Source organism: Thermosporothrix sp. COM3 (assembly GCF_059696735.1).
The window spans coordinates 4,080,760-4,107,391 of the sequence record NZ_AP019376.1; the positions used below are offsets into that span (position 1 = coordinate 4,080,760).

Annotated in this window: 24 protein-coding genes and 1 riboswitch; of the genes, 12 read left to right on the forward strand and 12 right to left on the reverse strand. The window is 53.3% G+C overall.

The annotated features are described in order from the left end of the window. Nucleotides 1–7 precede the first annotated feature (7 nt). The 3 genes from argJ (at nucleotide 8) to KTH_RS17290 (ending at nucleotide 2,969) form a co-directional block, all read left to right on the forward strand. Nucleotides 8–1,222 (forward strand): bifunctional glutamate N-acetyltransferase/amino-acid acetyltransferase ArgJ, encoded by a 1,215-nt coding sequence (gene argJ, locus KTH_RS17280; RefSeq protein ID WP_111318359.1) that lies wholly within the window; start codon nucleotides 8–10, stop codon nucleotides 1,220–1,222. Between the two features lie 37 nt (nucleotides 1,223–1,259). Then, complete coding sequence (locus KTH_RS17285; protein WP_111318361.1) at nucleotides 1,260–2,468, forward strand: acetylornithine transaminase; 1,209 nt, start codon at nucleotides 1,260–1,262, stop codon at nucleotides 2,466–2,468. Between the two features lie 102 nt (nucleotides 2,469–2,570). Further along, the gene (locus tag KTH_RS17290; RefSeq protein WP_111318363.1) at nucleotides 2,571–2,969 is read left to right on the forward strand and encodes a thiol-disulfide oxidoreductase DCC family protein; all 399 of its coding nucleotides are present in this window, start codon (nucleotides 2,571–2,573) and stop codon (nucleotides 2,967–2,969) included. On the opposite strand, the gene KTH_RS17295 is transcribed toward KTH_RS17290, so the two are convergent. Next, nucleotides 2,939–3,886 (reverse strand): zinc-dependent alcohol dehydrogenase, encoded by a 948-nt coding sequence (locus tag KTH_RS17295; protein WP_111318365.1) that lies wholly within the window; start codon nucleotides 3,884–3,886, stop codon nucleotides 2,939–2,941. The genes KTH_RS17290 and KTH_RS17295 overlap by 31 nt on opposite strands. Before the next feature lie 158 nt (nucleotides 3,887–4,044). Between KTH_RS17295 and KTH_RS17300 the strand changes: the two genes are divergently transcribed. The 5 genes from KTH_RS17300 to KTH_RS17320 all read left to right on the forward strand — a co-directional run bounded on the left by KTH_RS17300 (nucleotide 4,045) and on the right by KTH_RS17320 (nucleotide 7,306). After that, nucleotides 4,045–5,322 (forward strand): glycosyltransferase, encoded by a 1,278-nt coding sequence (locus KTH_RS17300; RefSeq protein WP_170142290.1) that lies wholly within the window; start codon nucleotides 4,045–4,047, stop codon nucleotides 5,320–5,322. Between the two features lie 108 nt (nucleotides 5,323–5,430). After that, nucleotides 5,431–6,063: a TetR/AcrR family transcriptional regulator gene (locus KTH_RS17305; protein ID WP_111318369.1), complete on the forward strand. Its 633-nt coding sequence runs from the start codon at nucleotides 5,431–5,433 to the stop codon at nucleotides 6,061–6,063. Nucleotides 6,064–6,126: 63 nt separating this feature from the next. Further along, nucleotides 6,127–6,582, forward strand: coding sequence for a DoxX family protein (locus tag KTH_RS17310; protein ID WP_111318371.1), 456 nt, complete (start codon nucleotides 6,127–6,129; stop codon nucleotides 6,580–6,582). Nucleotides 6,583–6,720: 138 nt separating this feature from the next. Next, nucleotides 6,721–6,876 carry a hypothetical protein gene (locus KTH_RS17315; RefSeq protein WP_170142291.1) on the forward strand — a complete coding sequence of 52 codons (156 nt, stop codon included), beginning with the start codon at nucleotides 6,721–6,723 and terminating at the stop codon, nucleotides 6,874–6,876. Nucleotides 6,877–7,102: 226 nt separating this feature from the next. Further along, on the forward strand, nucleotides 7,103–7,306 hold the full coding sequence (locus KTH_RS17320; RefSeq protein ID WP_111318373.1) for a hypothetical protein: 204 nt from the start codon (nucleotides 7,103–7,105) through the stop codon (nucleotides 7,304–7,306). 51 nt (nucleotides 7,307–7,357) lie between these two features. On the opposite strand, the gene alaS is transcribed toward KTH_RS17320, so the two are convergent. The 5 genes from alaS to holB form a co-directional block, all read right to left on the reverse strand. After that, on the reverse strand, nucleotides 7,358–8,674 hold the full coding sequence (alaS, locus tag KTH_RS17325; protein ID WP_170142292.1) for an alanine--tRNA ligase: 1,317 nt from the start codon (nucleotides 8,672–8,674) through the stop codon (nucleotides 7,358–7,360). Nucleotides 8,675–9,227: 553 nt separating this feature from the next. Continuing rightward, nucleotides 9,228–10,151, reverse strand: coding sequence for a hypothetical protein (locus tag KTH_RS17330; RefSeq protein ID WP_111318377.1), 924 nt, complete (start codon nucleotides 10,149–10,151; stop codon nucleotides 9,228–9,230). Nucleotides 10,152–10,244: 93 nt separating this feature from the next. After that, a complete protein-coding gene (locus KTH_RS17335; RefSeq protein ID WP_111318379.1) occupies nucleotides 10,245–11,237 on the reverse strand; it encodes an NAD-dependent epimerase/dehydratase family protein in 993 nt (330 codons plus the stop codon). A gap of 151 nt (nucleotides 11,238–11,388) precedes the next feature. Continuing rightward, nucleotides 11,389–12,186 carry an enoyl-CoA hydratase/isomerase family protein gene (locus KTH_RS17340; RefSeq protein ID WP_497620196.1) on the reverse strand — a complete coding sequence of 266 codons (798 nt, stop codon included), beginning with the start codon at nucleotides 12,184–12,186 and terminating at the stop codon, nucleotides 11,389–11,391. 27 nt (nucleotides 12,187–12,213) lie between these two features. Beyond that, complete coding sequence (holB, locus tag KTH_RS17345) at nucleotides 12,214–13,248, reverse strand: DNA polymerase III subunit delta' (protein ID WP_497620198.1); 1,035 nt, start codon at nucleotides 13,246–13,248, stop codon at nucleotides 12,214–12,216. 518 nt (nucleotides 13,249–13,766) lie between these two features. Between holB and KTH_RS17350 the strand changes: the two genes are divergently transcribed. Then, nucleotides 13,767–14,600 (forward strand): RNA polymerase sigma factor, encoded by an 834-nt coding sequence (locus KTH_RS17350; RefSeq protein WP_111318385.1) that lies wholly within the window; start codon nucleotides 13,767–13,769, stop codon nucleotides 14,598–14,600. Beyond that, complete coding sequence (locus KTH_RS17355; protein WP_497620201.1) at nucleotides 14,597–16,507, forward strand: anti-sigma factor family protein; 1,911 nt, start codon at nucleotides 14,597–14,599, stop codon at nucleotides 16,505–16,507. The genes KTH_RS17350 and KTH_RS17355 overlap by 4 nt, the downstream gene beginning before the upstream one ends. A gap of 53 nt (nucleotides 16,508–16,560) precedes the next feature. Here KTH_RS17355 and KTH_RS17360 read toward each other — a convergent pair whose 3' ends face one another. From KTH_RS17360 to mtnA, 6 genes are all read right to left on the reverse strand, one after another. Then, a complete protein-coding gene (locus tag KTH_RS17360) occupies nucleotides 16,561–17,709 on the reverse strand; it encodes an acyl-CoA dehydrogenase family protein (RefSeq protein WP_111318389.1) in 1,149 nt (382 codons plus the stop codon). A gap of 1,191 nt (nucleotides 17,710–18,900) precedes the next feature. After that, the gene (gene metK, locus KTH_RS17365) at nucleotides 18,901–20,127 is read right to left on the reverse strand and encodes a methionine adenosyltransferase (RefSeq protein ID WP_111318393.1); all 1,227 of its coding nucleotides are present in this window, start codon (nucleotides 20,125–20,127) and stop codon (nucleotides 18,901–18,903) included. 192 nt (nucleotides 20,128–20,319) lie between these two features. Next, nucleotides 20,320–20,435: riboswitch (SAM riboswitch) on the reverse strand. A gap of 500 nt (nucleotides 20,436–20,935) precedes the next feature. After that, nucleotides 20,936–22,204 carry an adenosylhomocysteinase gene (ahcY, locus tag KTH_RS17370; RefSeq protein ID WP_111318395.1) on the reverse strand — a complete coding sequence of 423 codons (1,269 nt, stop codon included), beginning with the start codon at nucleotides 22,202–22,204 and terminating at the stop codon, nucleotides 20,936–20,938. A 177-nt stretch (nucleotides 22,205–22,381) separates the two neighbouring features. Further along, entirely contained in the window at nucleotides 22,382–23,353 is a 972-nt protein-coding gene (locus KTH_RS17375; RefSeq protein WP_497620204.1) for a PfkB family carbohydrate kinase, read from the reverse strand. Nucleotides 23,354–23,426: 73 nt separating this feature from the next. Next, nucleotides 23,427–24,059, reverse strand: coding sequence for an HD domain-containing protein (locus tag KTH_RS17380; protein WP_111318399.1), 633 nt, complete (start codon nucleotides 24,057–24,059; stop codon nucleotides 23,427–23,429). Between the two features lie 33 nt (nucleotides 24,060–24,092). Next, nucleotides 24,093–25,190: an S-methyl-5-thioribose-1-phosphate isomerase gene (gene mtnA, locus KTH_RS17385; RefSeq protein WP_497620206.1), complete on the reverse strand. Its 1,098-nt coding sequence runs from the start codon at nucleotides 25,188–25,190 to the stop codon at nucleotides 24,093–24,095. A 414-nt stretch (nucleotides 25,191–25,604) separates the two neighbouring features. On the opposite strand from mtnA, the gene KTH_RS17390 reads away from it, so the two are divergent. Both KTH_RS17390 and KTH_RS17395 read left to right on the forward strand, forming a co-directional pair. Continuing rightward, on the forward strand, nucleotides 25,605–26,141 hold the full coding sequence (locus KTH_RS17390) for an RNA polymerase sigma factor (protein WP_497620208.1): 537 nt from the start codon (nucleotides 25,605–25,607) through the stop codon (nucleotides 26,139–26,141). Beyond that, the gene (locus tag KTH_RS17395) at nucleotides 26,138–26,410 is read left to right on the forward strand and encodes an anti-sigma factor family protein (RefSeq protein ID WP_497620210.1); all 273 of its coding nucleotides are present in this window, start codon (nucleotides 26,138–26,140) and stop codon (nucleotides 26,408–26,410) included. The genes KTH_RS17390 and KTH_RS17395 overlap by 4 nt, the downstream gene beginning before the upstream one ends. Nucleotides 26,411–26,632 lie beyond the last annotated feature (222 nt).

Below are 26,632 nucleotides of genomic sequence, written 5' to 3' on the forward strand. Positions count from 1 at the left end.
ACGGTCTGTGGCAGCAGAACTATTTCGTGAAATCGATCAGTGCGTGACGGCTCCCCGGGGCTTTCGCGCAGGAACCACAGCGTGTGGAATCAAATCCGATGCCGGAATCAAAGATCTGGCAATTCTGGTCTCAGATGTTCCCTGTGTGGCAGCCGGTACCTTTACCACCAGCGCCACCAAAGCCGCGCCAGTCATGGTCTGTCAGGAGCGGCTTAAAGCAGGAAAAGCACAGGCAGTCATTGTGAATAGCGGGAATGCCAATTGTGCCACCGGAGCACAGGGCCTTCAGAACGCCTATCGCATGACTGAGCTGGTCGCCGAACAGTTCGGGCTGGACAAAGATCTTGTGCTCTGCTCCTCAACAGGCATCATCGGACGTCAACTGCCAATGGAGAAGATTGAGGCAGGCGTTCGGAACATCGAGTTAAGCAGCGCAAACGGGAACGATTTTTCGGTTGCTATTATGACAACCGATACGCGCCCCAAGCGTATCGCCCTTGAATTCGAGATCGATGACCGAACGGTACGACTGGGAGGTGTCACCAAAGGCTCGGGTATGATTTACCCGAATATGGCAACCATGTTGTGCTATCTGACAACCGATGCCGCTGTAGAGCAGGAATGGCTTCAGCACGAGCTTCGCGCCGCTGTAGCCGATACATTCAATATGATCTCCGTTGATGGTGATATGTCCACCAACGACACCTGCTTGATCTTTGCCAACGGCCTCGCCGGGAACAATCCTCTGAATGCACGGCACCCGCAGGCGGAGACGTTCCGACAGGCACTCAATTCTATGTTGCGCTATCTGGCTCGTGAGATGGCTCGCGATGGCGAAGGGGCTACGAAATTGATGACGGTCAATGTTCGTGGCGCACGCAGCAAAGCCGACGCCGTCAAAGCGGCGCGCAGCATCACCCTCTCGCCACTCTGGCAATGCGCCGTAGCGGGCAGTGATCCTAACTGGGGACGCATTACAGCAGCACTTGGCGCCAGCGGCTGTGAGCTTGACCAGAATACGTACGATATATATATCGGCGATGTTCAGCTTCTCAAGGCAGGTCTGCCGCTTAACTACGATCAGGCACAGGCAAAGGCTGCAATGCTCGGCGATGAGGTCACGATCACGATTGATCTTCATCTGGGCGAAGGCACTGCAACCGCCTGGGGCTGTGACCTGACACATGGCTACATCGACGAGAACACGTTATACACACGGTAAGGTTCCCATTTTTTTCAGTGAGTAGGAGAAAAAAAGCATGACAACAACGGGGTTGGAAAAACGCGACTGGGCTGCACTTGAGCAGAAATACTATCAGGGTACCTTCAAGCGACAACCCATCACACTGGTGCGCGGTGAAGGAGTACGTGTCTGGGACACAGACGGAAAAAGCTATATTGACTTTGTGGCCGGAATCGCAGTCAACGTCCTGGGCCACTGTCACCCGGCAATCGTTCAGGCTGTACAGGAGCAGGTCACGCAGCTCATCCACGTCTCAAATCTCTTCTACAATGTCCGTCAGATCGAGCTGGCCGAGCAACTGGCGGAGCAGAGCGGCGGTATGCGCTCCTTCTTCTCTAACAGCGGAGCAGAGGCGAACGAAGGTGCGATCAAATTGGCCCGCAAATATGGTCGCCTGCACCGAAACGGCGCATATGAGATTATCAGTATGAAGCGCAGTTTCCACGGACGCACACTTGCCACTACAGCCGCCACCGGTCAGGACTCCTATCAGGCCACCTGGCAACCTCTTCCTGATGGCTTCCAGCAGGTTCCTTTCAACGATCTGGACGCCGTAAAAGCTGCCACAAGCGATAAAACAGCCGCCATTCTGGTCGAAGCCGTGCAGGGCGAAGGCGGTATCTGGCCCGCCTCACAGGAATTTATGCAGGGCTTGCGCCAGTGGTGTGACGAGAAAAACCTTGTCCTGATCTGTGATGAGGTTCAGGCCGGCATGGGGCGCACCGGCACCTTCTTTAGCTGGCAACACTACGGCATCACTCCTGATATTGTGACAATGGCAAAAGGCCTCGCTGGCGGTATCCCCATCGGCGCAATGCTCACAGGTCCACGCACTGACCTCTTCCAGCCCGGTGATCACGGGACAACCTTTGGCGGCAACCCGGTCGCTTGTGCCGCTGGTGTCGCTACCGTGAAGACCATCATGGAGGAGCACCTGCTTGAGAACGCAACTAAAATGGGCGAATACTGGAACACCAAGCTTGAAGAGCTCTGCGCCAAATATGATATTATTGATAGCCCGCGTGGCATCGGTCTGATGCGTGCCGTTCATGTGAAAAACGATCTGGCTGGAACACTGGTTGAGAAGGCGTTGAAAAACGGGCTGCTGCTTAATGCCCTGGGTGGCGATACACTGCGCATGATTCCGCCCTTGATCCTGACACCAGCCGATATTGATGAGGCCGCGCAGATTCTGGATCGCACCCTTGAGGAAGTGACCCGCTAAACATCTGTCTCCTTCGGAGGGTACGCCTGTACCCTCCCCTGTTTGTCACTCCATCCTGGTACTCCACGTGTTTCTAAGAAAACTGTTCTGAAAGGACACGTTATGGATCAGCACACGCCGACACTCACCATCATCTTTGATGGAAGCTGTGGTTTTTGCACTGCGACCACTCTCATTCTGCGTTCCCTTGATTGGCGCAAACGTATCCGCCTTGTGCCGTTTCAGCAGCCCGGCATCCCCGAACAGTACGGCCTGACGCTACAACAATGCGAAACTTCTGTCTGGGCAATCCCGCTCAGTGGGCGCAAGTATTCGGGGGCCAGAGCAATCAGCGCCGCGCTTGACGCCATCACAGTCGTGCCCATCTTCAGCCTGCTCTACCTCTTCCCGCTGATTGGTCCGCTGGAAGAGAAACTCTACCACTGGGTCGCCCGCAATCGCCACCACTTTCCGGGCGTCAAGCCCTACTGTCAACGCCCCGAAGCACGCTGCGGCTCATAGGATACCAGCACCTTAACCGGTCTCATCTCCCCCTGCACCAGCCGCTCAAAGACATCCGGAAGCTCCTGCGCGGAAACCCGCCACTCAAAAAGTGCCTCCAACCCGCTCTGACCTGCAACCTGAAAGAACCAGGCCGCATGCTCCTGATAGTTCCAGCCGTCGCTTGAAGCAAAAAGGGAGAGTTCTTTTTCATGAAAGGCAGGTGTGAGCTGTAAAGGCTCATAGTTTCCGTCTGCCAGCACACACAGGCGTCCCTCCGGCTTCAAATTCCACTGCAATAGTGCAAAGGCGGCGTTTCGACTGGTACACTCAAAGCTCACCGTGTACGTTTCGCTGCTCTCCGGGAGTTCGTTTGGCAACAGCACCCGTCGCGCACCAAGCTTACGAGCCAGCTCATGACGCTGCGGCTCCATTTCAACAACATCCACATGCAGGACACCATATGCCCGCAAGATAAAGAGCGTCATCAGGCCAATTGCTCCGGCCGCGCTCACCAGTACCGCTTCTTCCGGACGCGGCATCACCTTACGCACGCCTTTAGCACAATCACAGGTCAGGATAGTGAGCAGCGCCAGTTCATCCGAGATCTCATCAGGAACACGAATCACCTTTGACTCAGGGATCACGGCATGCGTACGATGTCCATAAAAGCAGACGACTTGCACTCCCGGATGCACGCGCTTCACCTCTGAGCCGCGGGCCAGCACCGTTCCCACGTTCTCGTAACCCGTCATCACAGGGTATTTTGGGAGCGAACTGCTGCGAGCCGTCCCGCTATAGCGTGGCAGCTCACTTCCAATACTGCTCTCTCCCGTCGTCGTCTGAACCAGTACCTCATGCACCCCGAGCTCTGGAAGCTCCTCTGCTATCCATTCCACCTTTTTTGGCGCAAGCACATACAGGCTTCTGGCTTGCATGCGTTGTTCCCTCCCATCTTTTTCCCATACTCTACCATAACCAGCGCGCGATTCACCACGGTTGAGTAACAAAAATGCAGGGTATCCCGTGTCTAACTCAAATAAATCATGCAAATTTCAATTCTGACAGCATTTTTTTCTTACAGGAGACCGCAAGCATGGAGAATGCACCGCTTTTAGATCGCTATGTAGAATTGATCGGTGAAACATTCCTGGAAAATATCTATAAGAAAGCACGATCTGTGGAAGGGATACGAGTCCTGCATATCAATACTACTCACCGAGGCGGCGGCGTTGCTGAGCTACTTGGAGCTCTGACGCCTATCACCGATAATCTCAATATTCAGCATAAGCGCAAGGTTATTCAGCTCGATCCCGACTCGAATCACTTCACAACACGTATTGTTGATATGCTACAGGGCGGTATCGCCGGAACCATTCCCGAAAAGGAGAAGCAGAACTTTCTGCGCTGGCTACAGCAGGCCCTTCCACAGCAGCCAACCGAAGAGGAAAATGCTGATATCTACTTTATCCATGATTTTCAGTTGATCCCGCTGGCCCGACTTTTCCCCTGGCTTCAACCCACCATCTGGTTCTGTCATATCGATACAGATAAGCCGAATCCTGATGCAGTAGACTATATTATGGAATATCAGCGTGATTATCAGCTTTGTGTCTTTAATAATCCGTTTACCGTGTTTAAACAACATCTGGGAGACCGCGCCCAGGTGCTGACCCTCGGCATTGATCCATTTACTGAGAAAAACGCAGCGCTCTCGGCAGATGTCGGCGAAGAATGCCTGATTCGCTGTGGCATCGACCCGAAACGTCCGCTCATTACTCAGGTTGCCCGCTTCGATCGCTGGAAAAACCCGTGGCAAGCCATCGACATCTATCGCCGGGTGAAACGCGAAGAGCCTGAGGTTCAGCTTGCCCTGGTGGGCGCAATGGAGGCAGCAGACGATATCAACGCTCTGAACATTCTGCACGATGTCCAGAAGTATGCGCAGGGGGACCCGGATATTCACCTGCTTTCCGATCCAAAAGTAGTCCGGCATAGAGAGGTAAATGCGCTCCAACGCTATTCCAGTGTGATTTTACAGCGCTCGACAAAAGAGGGCTTCGGTCTGACAATTACTGAGGCGATGTGGAAATATCAGCCAGTGATAGGCACCACAGCCACAGGGCCACGTACTCAGATCATTCATGGCACCAACGGCTATATCAGCGATGAAACTGAAGAGGCCACCGAATATACGCTGCATTTGCTCCGTGATCGAGACAAATGGGAGGAAATGGGACAGCAGGCACACGAGCATGTCCGGCAGCATTATCTGATTCCCACCATGCTGATCCACTACCTGAGCTTGCTGGAAAGCGTATCAGGCCGCACACCAAGCCAGACCGATAATCCCGGAGCAATCCCCGCGGATTAGATCGCTGCTCGCGCTGTCTCAAACGAGATAGCGCTTTCCTTGACAGCTCTGGTTATCTGTGTTTATAATAGTAACGCTGTTAACCTAACAAAGCGAAGGGATCAAGCTATGACCAGAGATGAGCGAGTTCGCGAGGCCATCAAGCAGCGCAAACGACACGAAAAAGAAGAGCTCCGGCAAACGATTGTGAAAGCTGCTGGAGAGCTCTTTCTTGAAGAGGGATACAATCGCTTCTCGCTTCGCAAGGTCGCGGAACGGATCGGTTATTCAGCCACAACGATTTATCACTACTTCAAGGACAAAGACGACCTCTTGTTCACAATTGTCGATTACGGCTTCGAGCGTTTCGCCTACCAGCTTCAGCAGGCTGTGGCGACAGCCACATCAGCCCGCGAACGGCTCGCAGCTCTCTGCCGGGCCTATGTCTCCTTCGGATTGGAGAACCCGATCTACTATCAATTGATGTTTCTGCAACGCTCAGATTTTCTGCTGCAACAAAGAGAAGGTGAAGAGCAGCCTCGCTATGCCTCGTTTCATATCCTGCGTGATACAATCCAGCAAGGAATCAACGAGGGCGTGCTTCGTCCCGGCAATATTGAGGTCTACAGCCAGACGCTCTGGGCGCACGTACATGGCATCGTGTCACTTGCGATCAGCATGCCAGTACTTGACCGTGAGATGCTTCAGCAGATGACCGAATTGACCAGCAGAATGGTCTTTGAGGGCTTGAGCAGCGAATAATTTTCTTTTTTTACCTGCTTAATTAACACCGTTAACCTATATAACAGCAAAAAGGAGAATACTATGTTTTTTCTTGAACTGGTTCTGATTGGTACAACGCTGCTCTGTCGTGGGCTCGGTCTGCTAGGACTGACCTTCTTCACAGCGTGGCAGAACTGCACAAGTGTCGCGTTTGCGCTGATGCTTGTCATGACCGCCACCACTCACTTTACCGCAACCAGGTATGAGCTTACCAGGATGGTCCCCTCGTTTTTGCCCTTTCCTCAGGCTCTGGTGACGCTTACAGGAATCTTTGAATTCCTGGGGGCATTCGGTCTCCTGTTTCCGTTGACGCGAAATATCACGGGCTGGTGTCTGATCCTGTTACTGCTGGTGATGTTTCCCGCAAATGTCAAAGCCGCCCGTGAGCAACTACCGTTACGGGGAAAGACAGCAACGCCTCTCTGGCTCCGGATACCAATGCAGCTTCTCATTATTGGTTACGCACTCATTGCTGCATTGCCCGTTTTCAATCCATAACCCTGTCAGCAAGCTGAGGTATTCTATAAGAGCTTATTGTTCTATTCAGCAAAGAACTGGTAACAGTGGACTTTTATAAATAGAAGACTTATTCGGAGTAATAGACCTGAGTCCCCAGATAATACGCAATGACGCAGCATGAGGGATTATTCCCCTGGACAACGCGGGAAGCAGGGGTATCGCTACTATACCCCGCTTCATCTGGCAATACTCTGGCTGGCTCATCTGCTGGTTGGCCCGTTTACCGGGTTAGCGCTCGTCAGCTCATACAGGCAGCTAGTCAAGGAAATCTGATAGTAATAACCGCCTTGATCGATGGTGCTACGCCCGGCTTTATCACGAAGTGGCAGTAAATTGAAGAGATGCAGCATCTGCTCCATCAGGCCTCCGAGACCCTCGCAGACGAAAAAGCGGCAGCGGCTCCACATGCATGAAGCCGCGATGCAGGTCGATGCCCAGCCCTCGACTCGTCGTTTCTGGGAGGAGCAAGGCCAGCTTCCCCCAAACGCGACCCCCGAGAATGGCTACCGTATACAAGGCAGAACAACGGCCCACTATTCAGGTAGTCGTACGGCTGCGTAAAGCCGACTATCATGAGACAGCGCTTCAAATGACCCTGATCCGACTTGAGCAGGGATCGCCAGAACAAGCCGTGCTTGCCGCGGAAAAGCGCCACCAGGAGCTGACCGAAAGCAACCGCCGCTATCAGGGCTTATCTCCATGAATACCGCGGTGTTCAGATTGCCAGCGATCCCTGCTATGATGCACCAGAAAGTTAGCTCCCACTTCTTATAATCGCGCGTCGGGAGCGTTCCTGTTGCTCCTGACGGCAGCGCTCATACCCCTGCATATCCACCTTCAACCCGGAACGACTCAGAACCCTCTGCGTCAGGTCGGGCGGAAACCCATAGGTATCATGCAAGCGGAAAACCTCTGCACCGCTTAGCGTGTGCTCACCGCGCTCGTGCAGGCTGTTCATAACGTCTTCCAGATAACGTACGCCCTTTTCCAGCGTCCGAAGGAAGCGCGTTTCCTCATCGGTCGTCCAGTCCAGAATCTCCTGAGAGTGCTCGATAAGCTCCGGGAAGATTGATCCCATCGTTTCAATGACGGTCAGCACCAGCTCACCCAGAAACGAACGCGGTAGCCCCAGTTCACGCCCGATATAGATTGCACGCCGTATCAGCCGCCGCAGCACATAGCCATGTCGGGTATTGCTCGGGCGCACGCCATCCGCGATCAGAAACGCAATCGAGCGGCAATGATCCATGATGGTATGATAGTATGCCTGCCGTTCCCGATACTGTTCAGGACTCGTATCACGGATCAGGCGCTGAAGCAGCGGTTGAAACAGATCTGTTTGATAGTCATTTCCGACACCCTGAAGCACGGAGCAGAGGCGCTCAAGGCCCATTCCGGTATCAACCGAGGGACGATCCAGCGGATGCAGCATCCCTTGTTCATCGCGATAATACTGAACAAACACCAGATTCCAGAGCTCCATATAGGTATCATCCTCAGAGTTCACCCCTTCTGGTCGCTGCATGGACAGATCATCCCCATGATAATAGTGGATCTCTGAAGATGGACCACAGGGGCCCGTCTCCCCCATCATCCAGAAGTTCTCCTTATCGCCAAAGCGCAGAATCCGTGACGGCTCCACCCCAATCTCACGCCAGAGCTGCTCCGCCTCATCGTCACCAGTGTGGACCGTGATCCAGAGCCGCTCAACGGGGATGCAATAAACCTCGGTCAGCAGCTCCCACGCATACTGAATCGCCTCTCGCTTGAAGTACTCTCCAAACGAGAAGTTCCCGAGCATCTCAAAAAAGGTATGATGACGGGGTGAGGGCCCGACCTCTTCCAGGTCGTTATGTTTGCCCGACACCCGCAGGCACTTCTGCGAAGAGCAGACAAGCCGATCCAGCTTATCCGGCCCTCCCAGAAAACGATCTTTAAACGGCACCATTCCCGCATTAACAAACAGAAGTGAGGGGTCTTGTTTCGGCACCAGAGAAGCACTCGGGCGACGGGTATGGCCTTTGCACTGAAAAAATTCCAGGAACGTCTGGCGAATCTCGTTACTTTGCATTATAGCTTTCCTTTCTAACAAACGTAGATCATGACATGAATACAACAGCACTTTTAGCTTTCCGCCTTCTCTCGCCCGGGACGTTCTCTGAGCAATCAAAAAGCCCATCCTGAGCAACTATCTGCTCAGGACGGGCTGTCTTCTTCTACTTCATCAACAGTACCCGCGGTACCACCTGAATTGGTCATCTCTCTGCCATTGAAGGTGTAATACAGAGAAACTTCCCTCTCACCAGGCACGGAACATACGCGTCAGCTTCAAGAGTGCTGAGAACAGCATACATTCGATGCCCTGCCCCGTGGTAACGGAGGGCAACCGGCAAGGATTACAAGGCGAAAAGCGTTCATCCTGCGTCGCGACCGGCTAGCGGTCTGAGGGGGGCACAGCATGCGCTTATGGGAAATGCCGGTCTTCCACCATCACCGACTCGCTGGCGTGCTCCATAGCACACATACTTTCGTCCCTCGCGGCGACTTCATCTCAATTTCGTTTTTACAAAGGGTTAATCAAGATATAATCAAGTATAATGTATCCTTACGCCAAAGTCAACCAGCTATTTCAGCACATACCCGTACACCTCATAGCCGCGTCCAAAGCGCCCTTCTTGTGGTAAATCGGTAATCCAATCCCACTTGCGCTCTTCCACCACCTCGAAGTTCTCCCGCACCAGATCGAAGAAGCGACGCGGCACCAGAGGCAGATAGCGACGATGTTTGGCATCATGGTCTGTGCCATGCACCATAAAGGCAAATCCACGAACATCGGAGAGCAGTACCACCACGCCGCCCTTATCCAGTAACGAGCGCAAAAAGTGCAGGTGCGATGTCACCAGGCGCAGACGGAAATCCTGAGCGGCCTGCTGATAACGAGCATGTCGTTCCTGTTCACCAAGCAACTGAGGGGCAACACTCTGAATCTGGTCCAGAATGTCCAGCAGAGGATAGCTGAAGAGCTGTGATAGCACCAGCGAGCTGACAACCAGCCCATAATCACCAACCCCGAGATCACCGATCTCTGGCGGATCAGGAACCGGGCACCGCTCAAGGCAGTCTGCCGCAAGTGAAAAGAGCGTATCAGCGCCTCGCTTCGCGGCCTCATCCCAACGCTGCACACGCATAATTCGTTGTAGATTGAAGCTCACCAGCCCGCTGACATCACACTCGACCAGCCGCATACGTCGGCGCAGCGTGACAGCAGTCAACTGCTCATCGCAGGCGCGGCGCATTCCGGCATAATCAAGATCGGCCAGAACTACCTCTTCTGAGCCGCGACATAGCTCAACCAGAGGAACTTCTGTACAGGTTCCCGCACCCAGAACGACCGTCGCTTGAGAGGTACTTCGCGGGCGCAGATGCAGCCCCTGTTTCATCAGTTCAACGCAGTTTTCCAGATGGTGCGGCGAATGAGCCTGTAACCACTCTCGCCGCGCCATTCCCTGTGTCTGGGCATTGTTAAAAGAAAGTTTATCTATACGCACTGTGTATCCTCAGATAGCAATCATCAGGTTTCCCTCTATTATACTATAAGAAGACCCACTCACAGGGCGTATCTAACAATGGATATCTGGCAATCAGGCGTTGGCGGTATGCCAGGCCTGAAGCACTGCCTGCTCCTGTTCCGGCTTCAACGAGCGTACTTTCTCGGGGTCGGCGGGATACTCCTTCGCCCAGGCCAACGTATCACGCACCGTTTCCTCAAGCGGTCGAAAGCGCAAACCGGCATCCAGTGCCCGCTGAATATTCACTTGCTGGAACCAGTTGCCGGCATCGCCAGGAATCCAGAGCGGCAAACCAACCCACGGCAGCACCTCATGCTGTTCCAGAAACTCTTCGCTGACCGGGGTAAAGCGGGCATCGCTTCCCGTCACAGCCTTGCAGGTCTCTACCACCGTTTGCAGCGTCAGAGCATAATCGGGGCCAGTCGCGTTATAGGTCCCGGCTTTTCCCTGCTCCACCAGATCCAGCGTCCAGGCCGCGAGGTCACGTACGTCGATTATCTGCACTGCCTGCTGCTTGGCAGGAACCAACACCTCACCACCCTGTGCAATGCGTACCGGCCAGTACGTAAAGCGGTTGGAGGGATCCCAGGGACCAACGATCAGCCCGGGACGGATAATCGCCGCGCGTCCGGGGAAAGCCTCCTCAACAACCTGCTCACAGAGTGCTTTCAAGGGGCCATAGGTCTCTTCAGTTATCTCTGTAGTATCCTTGTCTTTGAGTTGCGCCACCGGGTACGTTTCATCGGCATTCGGACCGACAAATTCTTCATACACACTGATCGATGAAATAAAGGCATAATGCTTGACCGACGAGGCCAGTGCTTCCACCGTCTTCCGTACAACACCCGGAACATAGCCGCTTGGATCAATCACCGCGTCCCACGCGCGTCCCTCTAACAGGTGCAGATCAGTAGCGCGATCACCATGAATCTGCTCCACCTGCGAGAACAGCTCTGGATTCGTTTTACCTCGATTGAACAGCGTCACCTCGTGACCACGCCGCAATGCGATATCGACAACATGCCGTCCCAGAAACTTCGTACCACCGAGAATCAGAAGCCGCATAATTCATTCCTCTTTCTTAGCTGGCGAGTCAGCGGTTTTTTTCTAGCATACAGGAGACAAAGGCATCGGGAGAAGAGAAAAACAATGCTGATAGCATACATCCGACGAGAACAATGCTATCAGCATAGATTCCAATATTACAATGAAACGCTTAGCGCCCGCTGAAACGGGGAGGACGCTTCTGCAAAAAGGCCGCAACCCCCTCTTGATGATCCTCTGTTGTAAGCGCCTGGTCCTGAAGCTTGCTTTCGAGACGCAGCGATTCCGCAAGCTCGGTATCCAGTGAGGCAAACATCAGCTCTTTGATCAGCGCATATGTGCGCGTTGGGCCAGCCGCCAGCCGTTGAGCGAGCTTTCTGGTTTCAGTCTCAAAATCAGCCAGGGGGACATAGCGATTGACCAGCCCGATCCGTTCGGCTTCGTGGGCATCGAGCTCATCGGCCAGCATCGCTAGCTCAAGTGCACGCCCCAGACCAACCAGCCGCGGAAGGAAATAGCTGCCACCACCATCAGGAACAAGGCCAATGCGAGAAAAAGCTTCCAGAAAACGGGCATCATCGGCAGCAATGCGGAGATCACAGGCCAGCGCAATATTGCAGGAAATACCAGCCGCCACGCCATGAATAGCCGCCAGCGTCGGTTTGGGCATCGTATGAAGCGCCTGTACCAGTCGGTGATAGAGGTCCAGATGCTCACCGACCGAGATCTGCTTACCGCGACTATACTCCCATGCGAACCGGGTCAGATCCTGACCAGAACCAAATGCGCGACCGGCTCCCCTCAGCACCACACAGCGGATCGCATTGTCACGCGCCGCCTCCTCAGTTACCGCAACCAGTTCCTCTAACATCAGATCATTGATAGCGTTCAACACTTCGGGACGATTCATCGTGATCACAAGCACCTGTCCGTCGCGTTCCAGCAGCAGGTGCTGAAAAGGGGTACTCATGGTATAAACTCCTATTCCTTCAGGAGCCTACACATTGAATGCAGGCAGATCCAGCATCAATACTTCCAGGGCAATGCGCGGGTTTACGTTCTGCTCAATGGCCTCACGGGCCTTCAAAATGTTCTTGATCGTCTGTTCCGCTACCGTTGAGGGCAGCTTTGCGGCCTGTTTCATCAACAGATCTCGCATATCAGCATTGACAATAAGATCAACGCAATTATTACTTGCAAGCAAGAGATCACGCCACCAGAGCAGCCAGAGTTCCAGCAGGTCGCCAAGCTCACCGATGCGGTCAGCAGCAGTTATCTTCTGAGCATAGTCAAAGCGCTCAACACGAGAGAGGGTAGGCAACATAGCAAGCTGTTCCAGATGCTCACGCCGCTCATCCAGCATCTCATCATCCTCAATTGCCTGTATCGCCCACCCCATCCGGCCAGCGGCCAGCGCGGAGACCAATTCGGCATGTTCGGCTTCAACCTGCCAGCCCTCGATTAAAGCCTGCTTGATCTGTGTAGCGGTGAGCAACTGCAACGAGAGCATCTGTACACGGGAAAGGATGGTCGGCAGCAACAGTCCGGGCTCGGGAACCGTCAGGATCAGCACCACATCGGGCTCTGGCTCCTCAAGCGTCTTGAGCAGGCAGTTCGCCGCCTGAAGGTTCATATATTGTGCGTCGGGAATAATGAAGATATTGCGTCGTCCCTCCATTGTGCGCCGAGCCGAGAGGTTCTGTAGCTCACGAATCTGCTCAATCAGAATAAACTGCTTATCGGGCGCTTTCTCAATAATGTGGACGTCGGGATGATTGCCATGCAGTACCTTCCGGCAGGCGAGGCAGGTATTGCAGGGATCCTGAGGCGAGACTGCTGGATCAGGCCCTCCAGTGCACAGGAGCGTCTGCGCCAGTCGCCGGGCGAGAAGCGTTTTGCCGATACGCGGGGGGCCTACGAGTAAATAGGCATGACGTATCTGCTGTGCCGCCAGAGCCCGCCGTAAAATATCAATCGCATGTTCGTGGCCGACAATATTCCAGCCACGTGCTGATATCTCATGAGTACTCATGAATTCATGGTAACAGAAAGTTCCGGCCAGAGCAAGAATACTCGCGCCATCCGGGTAAAAGTCCTATCGGCCCATGCTCAGAAGATCGGTATGCTATACTATTATTTATGAGCATCTGTTTCAGTTATATCCGCGCTTTACGATGTAAAGTCTGTCAGCGTGTTGGCAACCCGGATCACGATGGGCCTGCTTGCCTCCGGCCAGCGCGGAGCACAAGAAGCGGGTAGTACGTCGTTTTGCCAGACGAAAGGTGCAGTAACGCAGGGGCTCCTGGCTCAAAGTTCCTACTTTTGCTCCACCCGGCAGCAAGAAGAGTAGAATGGAGGGGAAAAGGAGAGGGGAAAATCAATCGGGCCACTGCATACACACCAGACCACAGCCTGATGGTTCCTGTTTATTAGCTCACAGCAAAACAATCGAATCATATGTTATCCTGCTAAATATATCAAAAAAAGTCCCGAGGAACCTCTAGAAAAAACTTGACTTATTCTGTTTGCTTATTAAGGTTGATGTAACCAATGGATATCGCCATCCGTTTGTACAATACAAATAGCAGTCTACGCTCTCCCCGAGAGGAAGAGCGTCCAGGCCAATCGGGTCTCTCTTTCCCTGTACAGGAGGAAGGGATAGAAGAGGAAGCAGAGGACGTTCGCGAGCGTGCGGAAGAGCTCGAAGGCGCTGAGGAAAAGTCACCTGCAACGCACAACACGGAGCAGGCTGAAAAGATCAGCATCGAAGACTTTGAGAACATCTTCCTGCGTTATCAAGGACCAATCACCAACTTTATCTATCATCTGGTAGGGAATAGAGAGCAAGCCTATGACCTGGCACAAGATGTCTTCGTAAAAGCATATAGAGCGCTCTTAGGCGGAACCGTCGTTCAGCCCGGCGCACTTTCGGCGTGGCTGTACCGCATTGCGGCCAACACCACGACAGATACATTGCGCCGTCGCCGCCTGATTTCCTGGCTGCCGTTATCGCTCTTTAATGAGGATCGCGGCATCGGGGCGGGAATGGTTGGCGAGACAGGAAGTACGACCAGCGATGGGCACTCAAACGAGGAAAGCGTACCGGAAGTTCGGTCCGGTGCGGTCAGTACCAGCTATGAACCTCATAACTATGATGGGGCCCGTTTTGAAAGTCGCGTTGCGGACCGCGAGATAGTGGAGCGCGTCTTTCAACAGCTACCACCTAAGTACGCCTCCTGTTTATGGTTGTATGAAAACGACGGCCTTTCTTGTGCAGAGATTGCGGAAGTGCTCAATATCAGCGCCTCGGCTGTGAAGATGCGTCTGATGCGAGCACGAGAACGATTTATCGCATTGTACAAAAAAGAGGTCGGTGAAGATTGAACTGTAGTCAAGTGCGAGAGCTACTCGCCATTTATCGGGACCACAAAAAGGAAAAGGCAGATCTTGCTGAACTTGAGGCTCATCTGGCTCAGTGTTCAGCATGTCGCCGCGCGCAAAACGAATACAGGTTGATCGGGGAGGGCATTCGCTCACTTCCAACCATCGAACCCTCACCAGAGGCGCACCGCCGTCTGATGCAAGCCCTGGCTGCGGAACACACTCGCTTCCTTCAGCGGAATGCGTCAACAGAGATATCGACACCGACGCCTGAATTTTTGAAACCTTATCTCAAGGAGCAGCAGGCTACAGGACGTCGTGCGGATGCTCTTACGGCTTTTTCAACCGCAGAGACAGGCCCGATCCCGGTACTTCATCCACAGCATCGCCGTCCGCGCCCGCTACGGATGAACCAGTTCGCGGTGATTGGACTGGCTGCGGCATTCCTGCTCTTTATTATGGTTGGCGGCCTGACTTCTCTGGCATTGATGTCTCAATCAAATACCAATCAACCTGTCACGATTAAAGGTGGAGGGCCAATTACCAATTCGGTTCATGAGCGCCCACAAATAGCCGTTACCAACTATACCACGCAAACAGACTATACCCATGTAGCCAGCGCAATTAGCACCCGGGACTCTATCTATTACACGGCATATAAAGAGGGTGAAAAGGGAGAACTGTTCTGGACACTTCAACAACTGGACACCAGGAAACAGCAGAGCACTCCGCTGCTCAACAAGGACTTGTCCAGTTCACTCTATCTGTTACAGTACGGCAATAACTGGCTGGTCTGGTTTCAGTACGATCCTCCAAAGGACGACCCAAAAAAGGCATCCAAGCAGAATGAGAGCGAGACCAAACGAACATGGAGCATCCAGGCGCTCTATCTGGGAAGCCCCGGGAGAGAGCAGCAGCCACTGACCTTATTCAAGGGCACTTTCAACCCGAAGGCCGCTCCTGAGTGGGTTCACAGTCCTGTTCAGGGAACTGCGTTCTATCAGAATCATTTCCTGTTCGCGTGGCTGGATGAGCACGGCACCTCATTCCTGACCCAATACACACTGGAAGCAGGCAAGAAGCCCGTTTCATACGAACTGGCTCAAGGGGAAGATCAGCATATCCTGACCTCTCCCACCGCAACCAGTGATGGTTCAAGCATCTATTGGGGTGAGGAATGGCAGGATCAGAACAACATCTTCCATGGCAATGTCTGGCAGCAACAGGTTCTGCAAGAGAACCAGAACCCGAGTAGCCACAGGATGCCGAACAGCAAAGTAGAGAAATCGCTGTTCCGTGATGATGAGGTTTCTTTCCATCCACAGGTGGTCGGGAACACACTCTTTGTTCTGAGCACGAAAGTCAACGAGAACGAGCAACCCGGGCCAAAGGCGACATCAACAGCGAACGCCGCCCCATCGGCAACCAAAACGGCACACAGCACCGCTACACCAACAGGCACAGCAACGCCCGAGGTGACAAGCACACCGACTGCCACACCGCAGCCGGATAGCATTATCCCGTCAGCTGCTGAGGCGCTCGATCTGGCCCAACCGGATAGCTTGCTGACTGGCGTCCTGCTTGCCTACGCGCTGCACGATAACAGCCAGCATCTCTTCAAACTGGAAGACAACGTAAAAACAGCACTTGCTCCACAGGGCGGTGATCGCTTCCTCGTCTGGGAACGCTCGGACAAGAGCTTCAGCATGTACGATGTGACAGCGGGCAATCTGGTCACGGTCGGGAACGCGGTACCCAACAACGCCGCCTTCCTGCGGGTCAACGGTGACACTGCTGTCTGGATGGTCAACCAGCCCAATACAGCAGAGAATGGCGCTTCGCAGCAGCCAAACAAGATCACCTTTAATACCTTCAGTTGGCCTAAGCAAACGGACAATCAACAGCAGTAAAACAAAAAAAGACAAGGGGGCAGTTTAAAACCGCTCCCTTGTCTTTTCTGTTTCTAGCAGCCAAGCTGTCTGGCAATAATCATGCGCTGCACCTCGCTGGTCCCCTCACCAATCTCGTTGATCTTCACACTGCGCCAGTAACGCGCCACCGGGAACTCTTCCATAAAGCCGTAGCCCCCATGAATCTGTACAGCCTGATCGGCGGCTCGTTTAGCGGTTTCGGAGGCAAAGAGTTTTGCCATCGACGCCTCTTTACGGAATGGCTTGCCCTGCATATGCAGCCACGCCGCCTTATAGTACATCAACCGTGCCAGCTCTATCTCAGTCTCCATATCAGCCAGCTTAAACTGAATAGCCTGAAACGAACTGATCGGTTTACCGAACTGCTTTCGCTGTTTTGCATAGCTCAATGCCTCGTCCAGACAGGCCTGAGCTAGCCCGACCGAGAGTGCTGCAATCGCCACGCGTCCCCCATCCAGAATCGTCATAAACTGCCTGAAGCCGTCGCCACGCTGCCCTAAAATATTCTCTTCAGGAACCTCACAATCTTCAAAGGTCAGTGGGCGGGTATCGGAGGCCTTCCAGCCCATCTTTTTATAGCTGTTACCAATGATATACCCGGGCGTTCCCTTCGGGACAATCAGGTTTGTAATCTCCGGGCGTCCGTCGGGGCGCTCGCCAGTGACCGCTGTGATCGTGACTCCGCCGCTCATCTCAGTCCCGGCATTGGTAATAAAGGCCTTTGAGCCATTGATGCGCCAGCGTCCATTTTCCAGCACGGCACGCGTTCGGGTGCCGCTCGAATCGGAACCGGCTTCCGGCTCTGTTAAACCAAATGCCCAGAGCTGTTCCCCGGTTGCCAGCACAGGTAGATACCGCTCCTTTTGTTCTTGCGATCCAAAGAGGTAAAACGGCATAGCGCCAAGCGATGTATGCGCTTCCATCGTGATTCCAATGGCTACATCACCACGAGAAATCTCTTCAATGGCAAGACAATATGAGAGGAAATCAGCGCCAGCGCCACCGTACTCTTCAGGGAAAGGCAGGCCCAATAAGCCCAGTTCACCCATTTTGCGAACCAATTCATAGGGGAACTGACCGGTTTCATCCAGCCGCGCTGCTACCGGCTTAATCTCCTGTTCCGCAAACTCCCGACATGTATTACGTATGGCTAGTTGCTCGTCGTTGAGGCTAAAGTCCATAACGTTTCCCTTTCTACTGCGCGTACTTCGGGTACGCAGGAATGAACTTACTGGACATTATTATATCGTGACACTCCCACCTAAAGGTTGGCAGGTTTCTGAGCAGCATCCACCGGACGGGCAGTCTCCGAAGAGACCGGCTCTGGAAGCCGTGCTTGACCAGTTTCTTTACTCAGATAACGGGGGGCGTGTCGGCCCGACTACTCCTCCTGGAGATGCCAGGGGGAGATACGTGAAGGAACGAGGAAACTTCACATGCTTTCCATAAGCGAGTAGATGTATATTGACTGCCTCGACCAGGTCACGGTGTCCCATAAATCCACAGACCCGGCCTGCCCATGTTCTTCCTGTGAACTTGTGCTTCTACCCACAAACCGGACACCGGCTACTGCTTCCTCGTTCGGAGCCGGTGAAACTCAGGATGTGGGCCGCTTTGGCTTTGTAGGCTCTGTACCGACTGGCTATGCAGCGCGAATCGACCTCTGGTCTCCTGCTGTAATTCATTGCGTCCCGGCCATTTGGCATGCGTAGTCCGAGCTTCTTTATGCATCTCAGCACACACGTTCCACACTGATGCAGCCTCCATCTGTGCCGCGTGCAAACGAAGGAAGAGAGACCGGGGCAAGTGATTCAGTTGGTAGATTTTCACCGTGCTCATACGTATCATGCTAGCATGAATACCAATGATTTGCAAATGGGTAAAACAAGGTATACTCACTTCTCAATCGCCTATCACCTCGTGTAGATACCAACATATCTCCGTCGCATTTTGATGTGCGAGACGCAAAGGAGAGGCAAACGCTTATCTGCGGTATGTGGTGAACGGCAGCGAGTAACATGACTTGCACTGGAGACAGATGAAGATCACTTCATGTGCTTGCAAGCGCGCCGTCAGACTTTAGTCCTGCGCTCATAATGAACCTGCTCAAAGGATACGCCTCGCGTTTTTTTGAGTAAGAAGCTTCTTCATCTCAAGAAGGTATGTGGAAAGGAGCACCTGTAGAGGAGCAGTTCCCCCAGGGAACAACAGGGCGATCTCAGCGGAAGTGATCAAGCGCAATATTGAAGCGTGCCAGAAGCGAGTGAGGTGCAGACCCCTGCTGCTCCAGTCCAAACAAGGCCGTACGCGACATACAAAAAGAGCTATGGTGCTTCTCCCATAGCTCTTCATAAAAACCGGTGTTCTCGGCTCTAGAGGCTCTCCAGCGCCGCGCCTGCGCCCTTGCGCAGCATTGGTACTTTATCCAGCGCCTCCCAGGGCAGCTCAATATCAGTGCGACCAAAGTGGCCGAAGGCAGCCGTGGGGCGATAAATCGGACGGCGCAGGTTGAGATCCTGAATAATCGCCGCGGGACGCAGGTCAAAGTGCTCGTTAATCAGGCGCACGATCTCCTCATCGGAAACCTTCCCGGTACCATAGGTATCAACGAACAGCGAGAGCGGACGCGCAACACCGATCGCGTAAGAAACCTGAAGCTCGATACGATCGGCCAGACCAGCCGCAACCACGTTCTTCGCGATGTAGCGAGCAGCATATGCGGCCGAGCGGTCCACTTTCGTGGGATCTTTACCACTGAACGCACCGCCGCCATGACGAGCCATGCCGCCATAGGTATCAACAATAATCTTGCGACCGGTCAGACCGGCATCACCCATCGGACCTCCTACCACGAAGCGTCCGGTCGGATTGACAAAAATCTTCGTCTCGTTGTCAAGCAGCTCCTCGGGGATCACCGGGCGGATCACATGCTGAATCACATCCTGGCGGATCTGCTCCTGATCCACATAGTCGGCGTGCTGAGTTGAGATCACAATGGTGTCGACACGAACAGGACGGCCATACTCATACTGTACCGTTACCTGGCTCTTGCCATCAGGGCGCAGATATGCCATCGAGCCCTCACCGCGCCAGGAATCACGACGAACCTGAGACAGGCGACGGGTGAGCTTATGGGCCAGGCTGATAGGCATAGGCATGTACTCAGGGGTTTCGTTACAGGCAAAACCGATCATCATACCCTGGTCACCAGCGCCGACACGCTCCAACTCATCATCAGTCAGACGAGCCTCACGCGACTCCAACGAGGAGCTTACACCCATATCAATATCAGGCGACTGCTGACCGATTGCGGTCACCACCCCACAGGTACGATAGTCAAAACCATATTCAGCATTGATATAGCCGATTTGCTCGATTGTTTGACGAACAAGCGCGGGCATATCAACCCAGGCAGAAGTAGAAATCTCACCGGCAACAAGGATCAGGCCGGTTGTTGTCGCGGCTTCACAAGCAACACGGGCATACGGATCCTGCGTCAGAATAGCGTCAAGAATCGCATCCGAGATCTGGTCACACATCTTATCCGGGTGTCCCTCGGTGACCGATTCACTGGTAAAGAATGTTTTCGGATTCTGCATAAAACTTTGCAATTTGCAGACACCATCCTCTCTCTATAAATGATAGAACTCAAACACCGCAGACTACTCTCGCGAGGCGATACGGGAAGATGTGCACATGTGCGCTGTAGAAAAGACAAGAAAGATACACAGAGTCGGTTTGAAGGCACAAAAAAACCCCTGCTTTTCAGGGGCCTGGCGTTTAGCACATTCCCCTCATCTTGCGATAGCTGCTATCGCCGGAATTGGCACCCTTCCTGTCATAGACAAAACACAGACGGGTTGCCGGGCTTCATCGGGCCGTTTCCCTCCACCTCTCTTGATGAGAGCGATCTCATAGGATGTTTTATTGTTTATGTACTGTCACTCTGAACAATATCTTAAAGTGATGACCAATGGGTCCATCGGTCATCCGTTCGCACGGTCCAGCCGTGCAGGGCAAATTGCGGTGCCCACTACTCTTCGCCGCACTTGCAAACGATCGGAGCTACATGACGCATCGTTCACCTCGCTGAAAGGCTTCACTTCCAAAGAAGTGGCTTGCGAGAAGGTGTGAACAAAAGGTGGATTGCTGTTCCTCCTCTCCCCCCGTAGGGAGAAACCCTGTCAAAGGGACCATCTGACATCATGTGTCATTGCTTCTTAGAAACGTTTACAACACGTATATCGTACCTATTTTACGGCAAAAAACCTGCCATTGTCAATGCTCTTCTGTCAGAGCCACACGGAAGGACCGCCCTATAGCCACCAGAACAGGAATACTTCAACAACCACAGAGAGCCCCCGGTCCACGGCCAGAGGCTCCCCGGATCCCATTGCGGACCAGCGACTAGGTGCCAGACTCCCAGGAGTTCAGGTACTGTTCCTGCTCAGGAGTCAGCTTGTCGAAGCTGATGCCCATCGCGGTAAGCTTCAAGCGGGCAATTTCCTGATCGATCTCGGTGGGGATGGTATAGACTTTTGGCTGCAACTCGTTTGCATGCTTCAGCATATACTCGCTACCGAGCGCCTGGTTTGCGAAGCTCATATCCATCACGCTGGCGGGATGACCTTCCGCAGCGGACAGATTGACAAGGCGACCTTCAGCCAGCAAGTGGATGCGGCGACCATCGGCATAGGTGTACTCATCAACAAAATCGCGCACGCGCCGCTTGCCAGTCGCCATCTTTTCCAGCGCCGGAATGTTGATCTCGTCATTGAAGTGACCGGAGTTCGCGATAATCGCTCCATCCTTCATACGCTCCAGATGCGGCACATCGATCACATTGATGTCGCCAGTCACGGTGATGAAAACATCACCAAGAGCGGCAGCCTCAACACCAGGCATCACGCGGAAGCCATCCATCACGGCCTCAAGTGCGCGCACCGGATCAACTTCACAGACAATCACATTCGCGCCCATGCCACGAGCGCGGGAAGCGACGCCACGACCGCACCAGCCATAGCCGATCACCACAACATTACGTCCGGCAAGCAGCAGATTGGTTGCACGGATAATGCCGTCCAACGTGCTCTGACCGGTACCATAGCGGTTGTCAAAGAGATGCTTTGTATCAGAGTCATTGACCGCCAGCACAGGGAACTTCAGAACACCGTTTTTCTCCATGCTCTTGAGGCGAATGACACCGGTTGTCGTCTCTTCCATGCCTGCAATGATATCGGGCACCTGCGCGGTGCGCTCTTTGTGGAGCGTCGAGACGAGGTCACAACCATCATCCATTGTCATATTTGGCTTATGATCAAGCACAGCATAAATGTGCTGATAGTACACCTTCTCATCTTCGCCCTTAATGGCAAAGGTCGGAATCCCGTACTCGCTCACCAGAGCAGCAGCCACATCATCCTGTGTTGACAGGGGATTTGAGGCGCAGAGAACGAGGTCAGCGCCACCCGCCTTCAGCGTGATCGCAAGGTTGGCGGTCTCGGTCGTAATATGCAAGCAGCCAGACATACGCACACCCTTGAGCGGCTGTTCCTTCTCGAAGCGCTCACGGATCAGGCGCAGAACGGGCATATCCTTTGCGGCCCACTCGATACGGTCACGTCCGCGGGCTGCAAGGGCAAGGTCCTTCACATCACCTTTGGTCGAAATAGACATAGAAATGCTATTCCTCTTCTTTCTTTCTTTCAATCCACTACAGGCATTTCATTTCCTGAAAACGCCACAGCATTTTCAGAGAACAACAAGCGTCCAAACTGCCGTAGCAAAGAGTTGACGAACACGCAGGTTCGCCTTCTCAAACACGTTTTTCTGAACACACCATCGACTATTGTACTACAAAACTTGCTCTTTGGTATCCTGCAAAGACGAGACCGGTTTCCAGGATGGGTCAAAATGCGAGAAGACCACAAGTTCCTTGTACCGCTGCTCCACGTCGCTCATAGTCACGTTTCGCAGACCATCGATACTGAAATCGGAGCAGACAAAGGAGCCGATGATATTTCCATGCACCACAGCTCGCTTGAGATCGTCAATTGCATAGGTCCCATCCGCACCGGGCTGTACCGACGAGAGGTAGCCCAGGAAGCCACCTGCGAACGAATCTCCTGCGCCGGTTGGGTCAATCACTTCTTCCAGCGGATAGGCCGGAGCACTGAAATAGGTGCCATCTGCGCCGAACAACAGAGCCCCATAGCTGCCTAGCTTGACCACAATATACTTCAGGCCAAGCCCAAAAAGCTGCCGCACCCCGGCAAGCACGCTCGGCTGATCCGTGTAGTGGCGCACCTCTTCCTCGCTCATCAGCAAAACATCGGAGCGCTTCATCACCTCAGTCAACTGGGAACGTGTTGTATTGATCCAGAGCTCCATTGTATCAAGCACGGTCAGGCGGGGAGAAGGAACCTGTTCGAGTACCTCTAGCTGAAGTTCCGGGTGAATGTTTGCCAGGAAAAGCAGGGGGGATTGTCGATACTCCTCGGGGACAATGGGGTGAAAATCGCCAAAGACGCCGAGCTCTGTTTCCAGCGTATCGCGGAGGTTCATATCCATATGGTAGCGCCCGCGCCAGAAGAAGTTTTGCCCTTCTTTGATCTCGACCCCTTTCAGATCAACACCTCGCTGTTCCCAGAACGTGAGATGCTCCTGCGGGAAATCCTTGCCGACGACCCCGACCATATTGACCTTCGTATACAGGGAAGCAGCGGTAACAAAGTATGATGCCGCACCACCAAGCACCCTCTCGACCCGGGTAAAGGGGGTCTCAATCGAATCGAGAGCGATTGACCCAACAACAAGAATAGACACTGCTAACGACCTCCATAAAGGACACAAAATGTTCGGACAGGTTTTGTCCGATAAAGTAGCAAAATGAAAACGATCAGACAGGAGTGGCATCACTCAGATGCTCAATCACGCCGTCCAGGAATGCAAGTGTACGATTAAATTTATCTCGTGCCAGCTCGCGAGCTGGCTGAGTATGCAAAGACTGATACAGTTCAATAAAGCGCTCTTCGATGTGGCGTAGCACCGCGGCCAGCAAGTCACTGTTAGCGGCGCGATGAGGGTAGCGCTCACCCAGTTCAATCAAAGAAGTCACCACGGCAAGGCCGCTCAAGCGACCGAGCTTATCGGCATCATAGAGAATCAGACCCTCTATGGGCACTGACTCGCGCTCTCCCTCAGGAACACTGGTCGTATGGATCAGAATAATCTGTTCAACGAGCTCGACCAGTTCTGAAGGCGCTTTCTGTTGCTTCAAAAACTCAACCGCCATCTCGGCTGACTTGCGGTGATGGTCTTTAAAACCAGAGGAAACAACCGCAATATCATGCAGATAGGCGGCAAGAACCAGGGCCTCCGTATTGATAGCAGGCGCAGCCTCTTCTTCAGCCTCTATTTGCAGGGCAAGCATTTTACAATTCGCGACGACCGCGCTGGCATAACGGAACCCCTCATTCCCAAGCACTTCTTGTGCATACTGGGATACAGCGTGCAGAATATCGGTATCCATTGTACCCGTGCAACCTTCCAAGCAAGATGAGTGTTAATCGTCAGCACAGATCTGACGAAGCGAATCGGCAAAAGGAGGGTAAGCAATGCCGCGTTCCGTAATCAAAGCCGTAATCAGGTGATTGGGCGTTACATCGAAGGCGGGATTGGCAACCTGAACACCGGCAGGAGCAATCGAGACCCCACGAATTGTTGTTACCTCAGCAGGATTACGCTGCTCAATCGGAATATGTGCGCCAGATGCAAGTGACAGATCAATCGTCGAGCGAGGAACCGCAACGTAAAAGGGAATCTGATGAGCCCGCGCCAGAACAGCCAGCCCATAGGTGCCGATTTTGTTCGCAACGTCGCCGTTGGCGGTAACGCGATCAGCCCCCACAAACACAGCTTTGATGTTTCCCTGAGCCATAAAATACGCAGCCATGTTATCGGTAATCAGAGTCAGAGGAACACCTTCCTGTGAAAGCTCCCAGGCCGTTAAGCGCGCTCCCTGAAGGACCGGGCGCGTTTCATCCACATAGACATGAATCCGCTTTCCCTGGCGATGAGCGATATAGAGCGGAGCCAGAGCAGTTCCCCATCCCATCGTTGCCAGCATCCCGGTATTGCAATGCGTCAGCACATGATCGCCGTCCTGAAGCAATTCGGCTCCAAGCTCACCCATGCGCAGACATGCCTGTGCATCCTCATCCACGATCGCCTGCGCCTCAGCCTGAAGCTGCTGCACCAGATAGGACGGCGCGACTTCCTCTTTTGCAAGCCTCTCTGCACAGCGTTGCATCCGCTCGATGGCCCAGAAGAGATTCACAGCCGTCGGGCGAGTACCACGCATCAGTTCGGCAACTTTGAGAAAATGAGCATAAGCGGCAGCACAGGTCAGCCCGTCACCCTGCTCACGCAGCAGCCGCGCAAGCGCCAGACAGAGCCCAAAGGCAGCGGTTGCCCCGATAGCAGGAGCACCACGCACTTTCAGCGAGCGAATCGCATCAGCCACCTCTTGCTCATGCCGCAATCGAAGATGGACGACCTCAGCGGGAAGTTGCGTCTGATCAAGCAGGCAAACAGCGGCCCCTTCGCCATCGTCCTCCCACCAGACTGCGTGTACCCGTTGTTGCCGAAGAAGAGAAGACATGAAGCAAAGTCCTCCTTATTCTTTGCGTACGAGAAAAATCGAAAAACCTCCCTTAATGTAACGAGGAGGAGAGTATGATGAGGGTTTCTTCCCCCCAATAGTACTAGGCTATAGACGAAAAATAGCAGAAAAACCCTTAAAGTATGTTACCATGATAGACGAAACGACGCGCAACTGCAAGTAACTGTCACAGATGTAGGCCTGCTGCACCGCAGGATTTCCACATCCTGGCGCTCTGGTGACAAACGCCTGTACATGTTACCGGAAACGCCTCTGTCCGTTCCACTAGACAGAAGGATAAGGTCATGCTATCCCACCGGAAAGCCGGTTCTCGGCTCCCTCCGTGCATGGGGCATTATCACTTGCGAGGAACGGACAAGCTGATAATAGTAGCCATCGAAGGGATAATAGCGCATGACCCGCGTGGAAACAAAGGAATGTACGTGGTCCTTTGAACAGATTTATGACGAATATAAAACTGCTATTTACAATTACGTCTATCATCTGGTAGGCGATCGTGAACAGGCAGACGACCTGACTCAGGATACATTCCTGAAGGCTTTTCGCGCTCTGCCCAAAATGGACTCAAACCTCAAGCTCTCTGCCTGGCTGTACCGCATTGCTACCAATACAGCCTATGATGCGCTCAGGCGGAAGAAACTTATCGCCTGGCTTCCCTGGCAAGATCTTGACCATGAGCCCGCCGACGCCGAAAACGCCGATCCGCAGGAAGTATACGGAACCACCGAGCTTGTCAGAGCTGCTCTCAAGCGCATGCCTCAACAATATCGTGCCGCGCTTCTGCTCTATACTCAGGAAGGCTTCACGTATAGCGAAATTGCTCAGACCCTCAATATTGCGGAAAGCGGTGTGAAGATGTATTTGTCCAGAGCACGTCAGTCGTTTCGTGAACACTATCGAGCATTAGAGCAAGGAGGAGCCAGGCGATGAACTGCGAGCAGGTCAGGGATTTGCTTAGTGCATACCTTGACGGCATGCTCGCAGGCGATGAGCGTTCCTTGGTCGCCTCCCATCTGGTCGATTGTCAGGATTGCCACAGTATCCTGATTGATTATTACCGTTTTGATACTCTCCTCACTCTGATGCCTCGAATCAAACCCACCCCCTCGCTCTCACACAACCTCTTTTCCTCCCGGGAATATTACGAGCTTCTGCGCTGCCTGGAACAGGAATCCTTTCTTAATTCCCATCATCTCTAATCCTCCTTTTATCGCTCCTGCCAGACTTTACACTATAAATCGTGCAGTACATGCCCGGGTAGTCCAGGTGAGGTGCAGCGCACCCAATAGGAGAAAAGAGCTATCTTTTAGCGTTTTCTTGTAAAAACGAAAAATTCCCCCCTGAAAGTGATAACAAATCACTCACTTATGCGTTATAATACATAGGTCCAGGATGGAGGGCGGGATATACGCGAGCAAGCA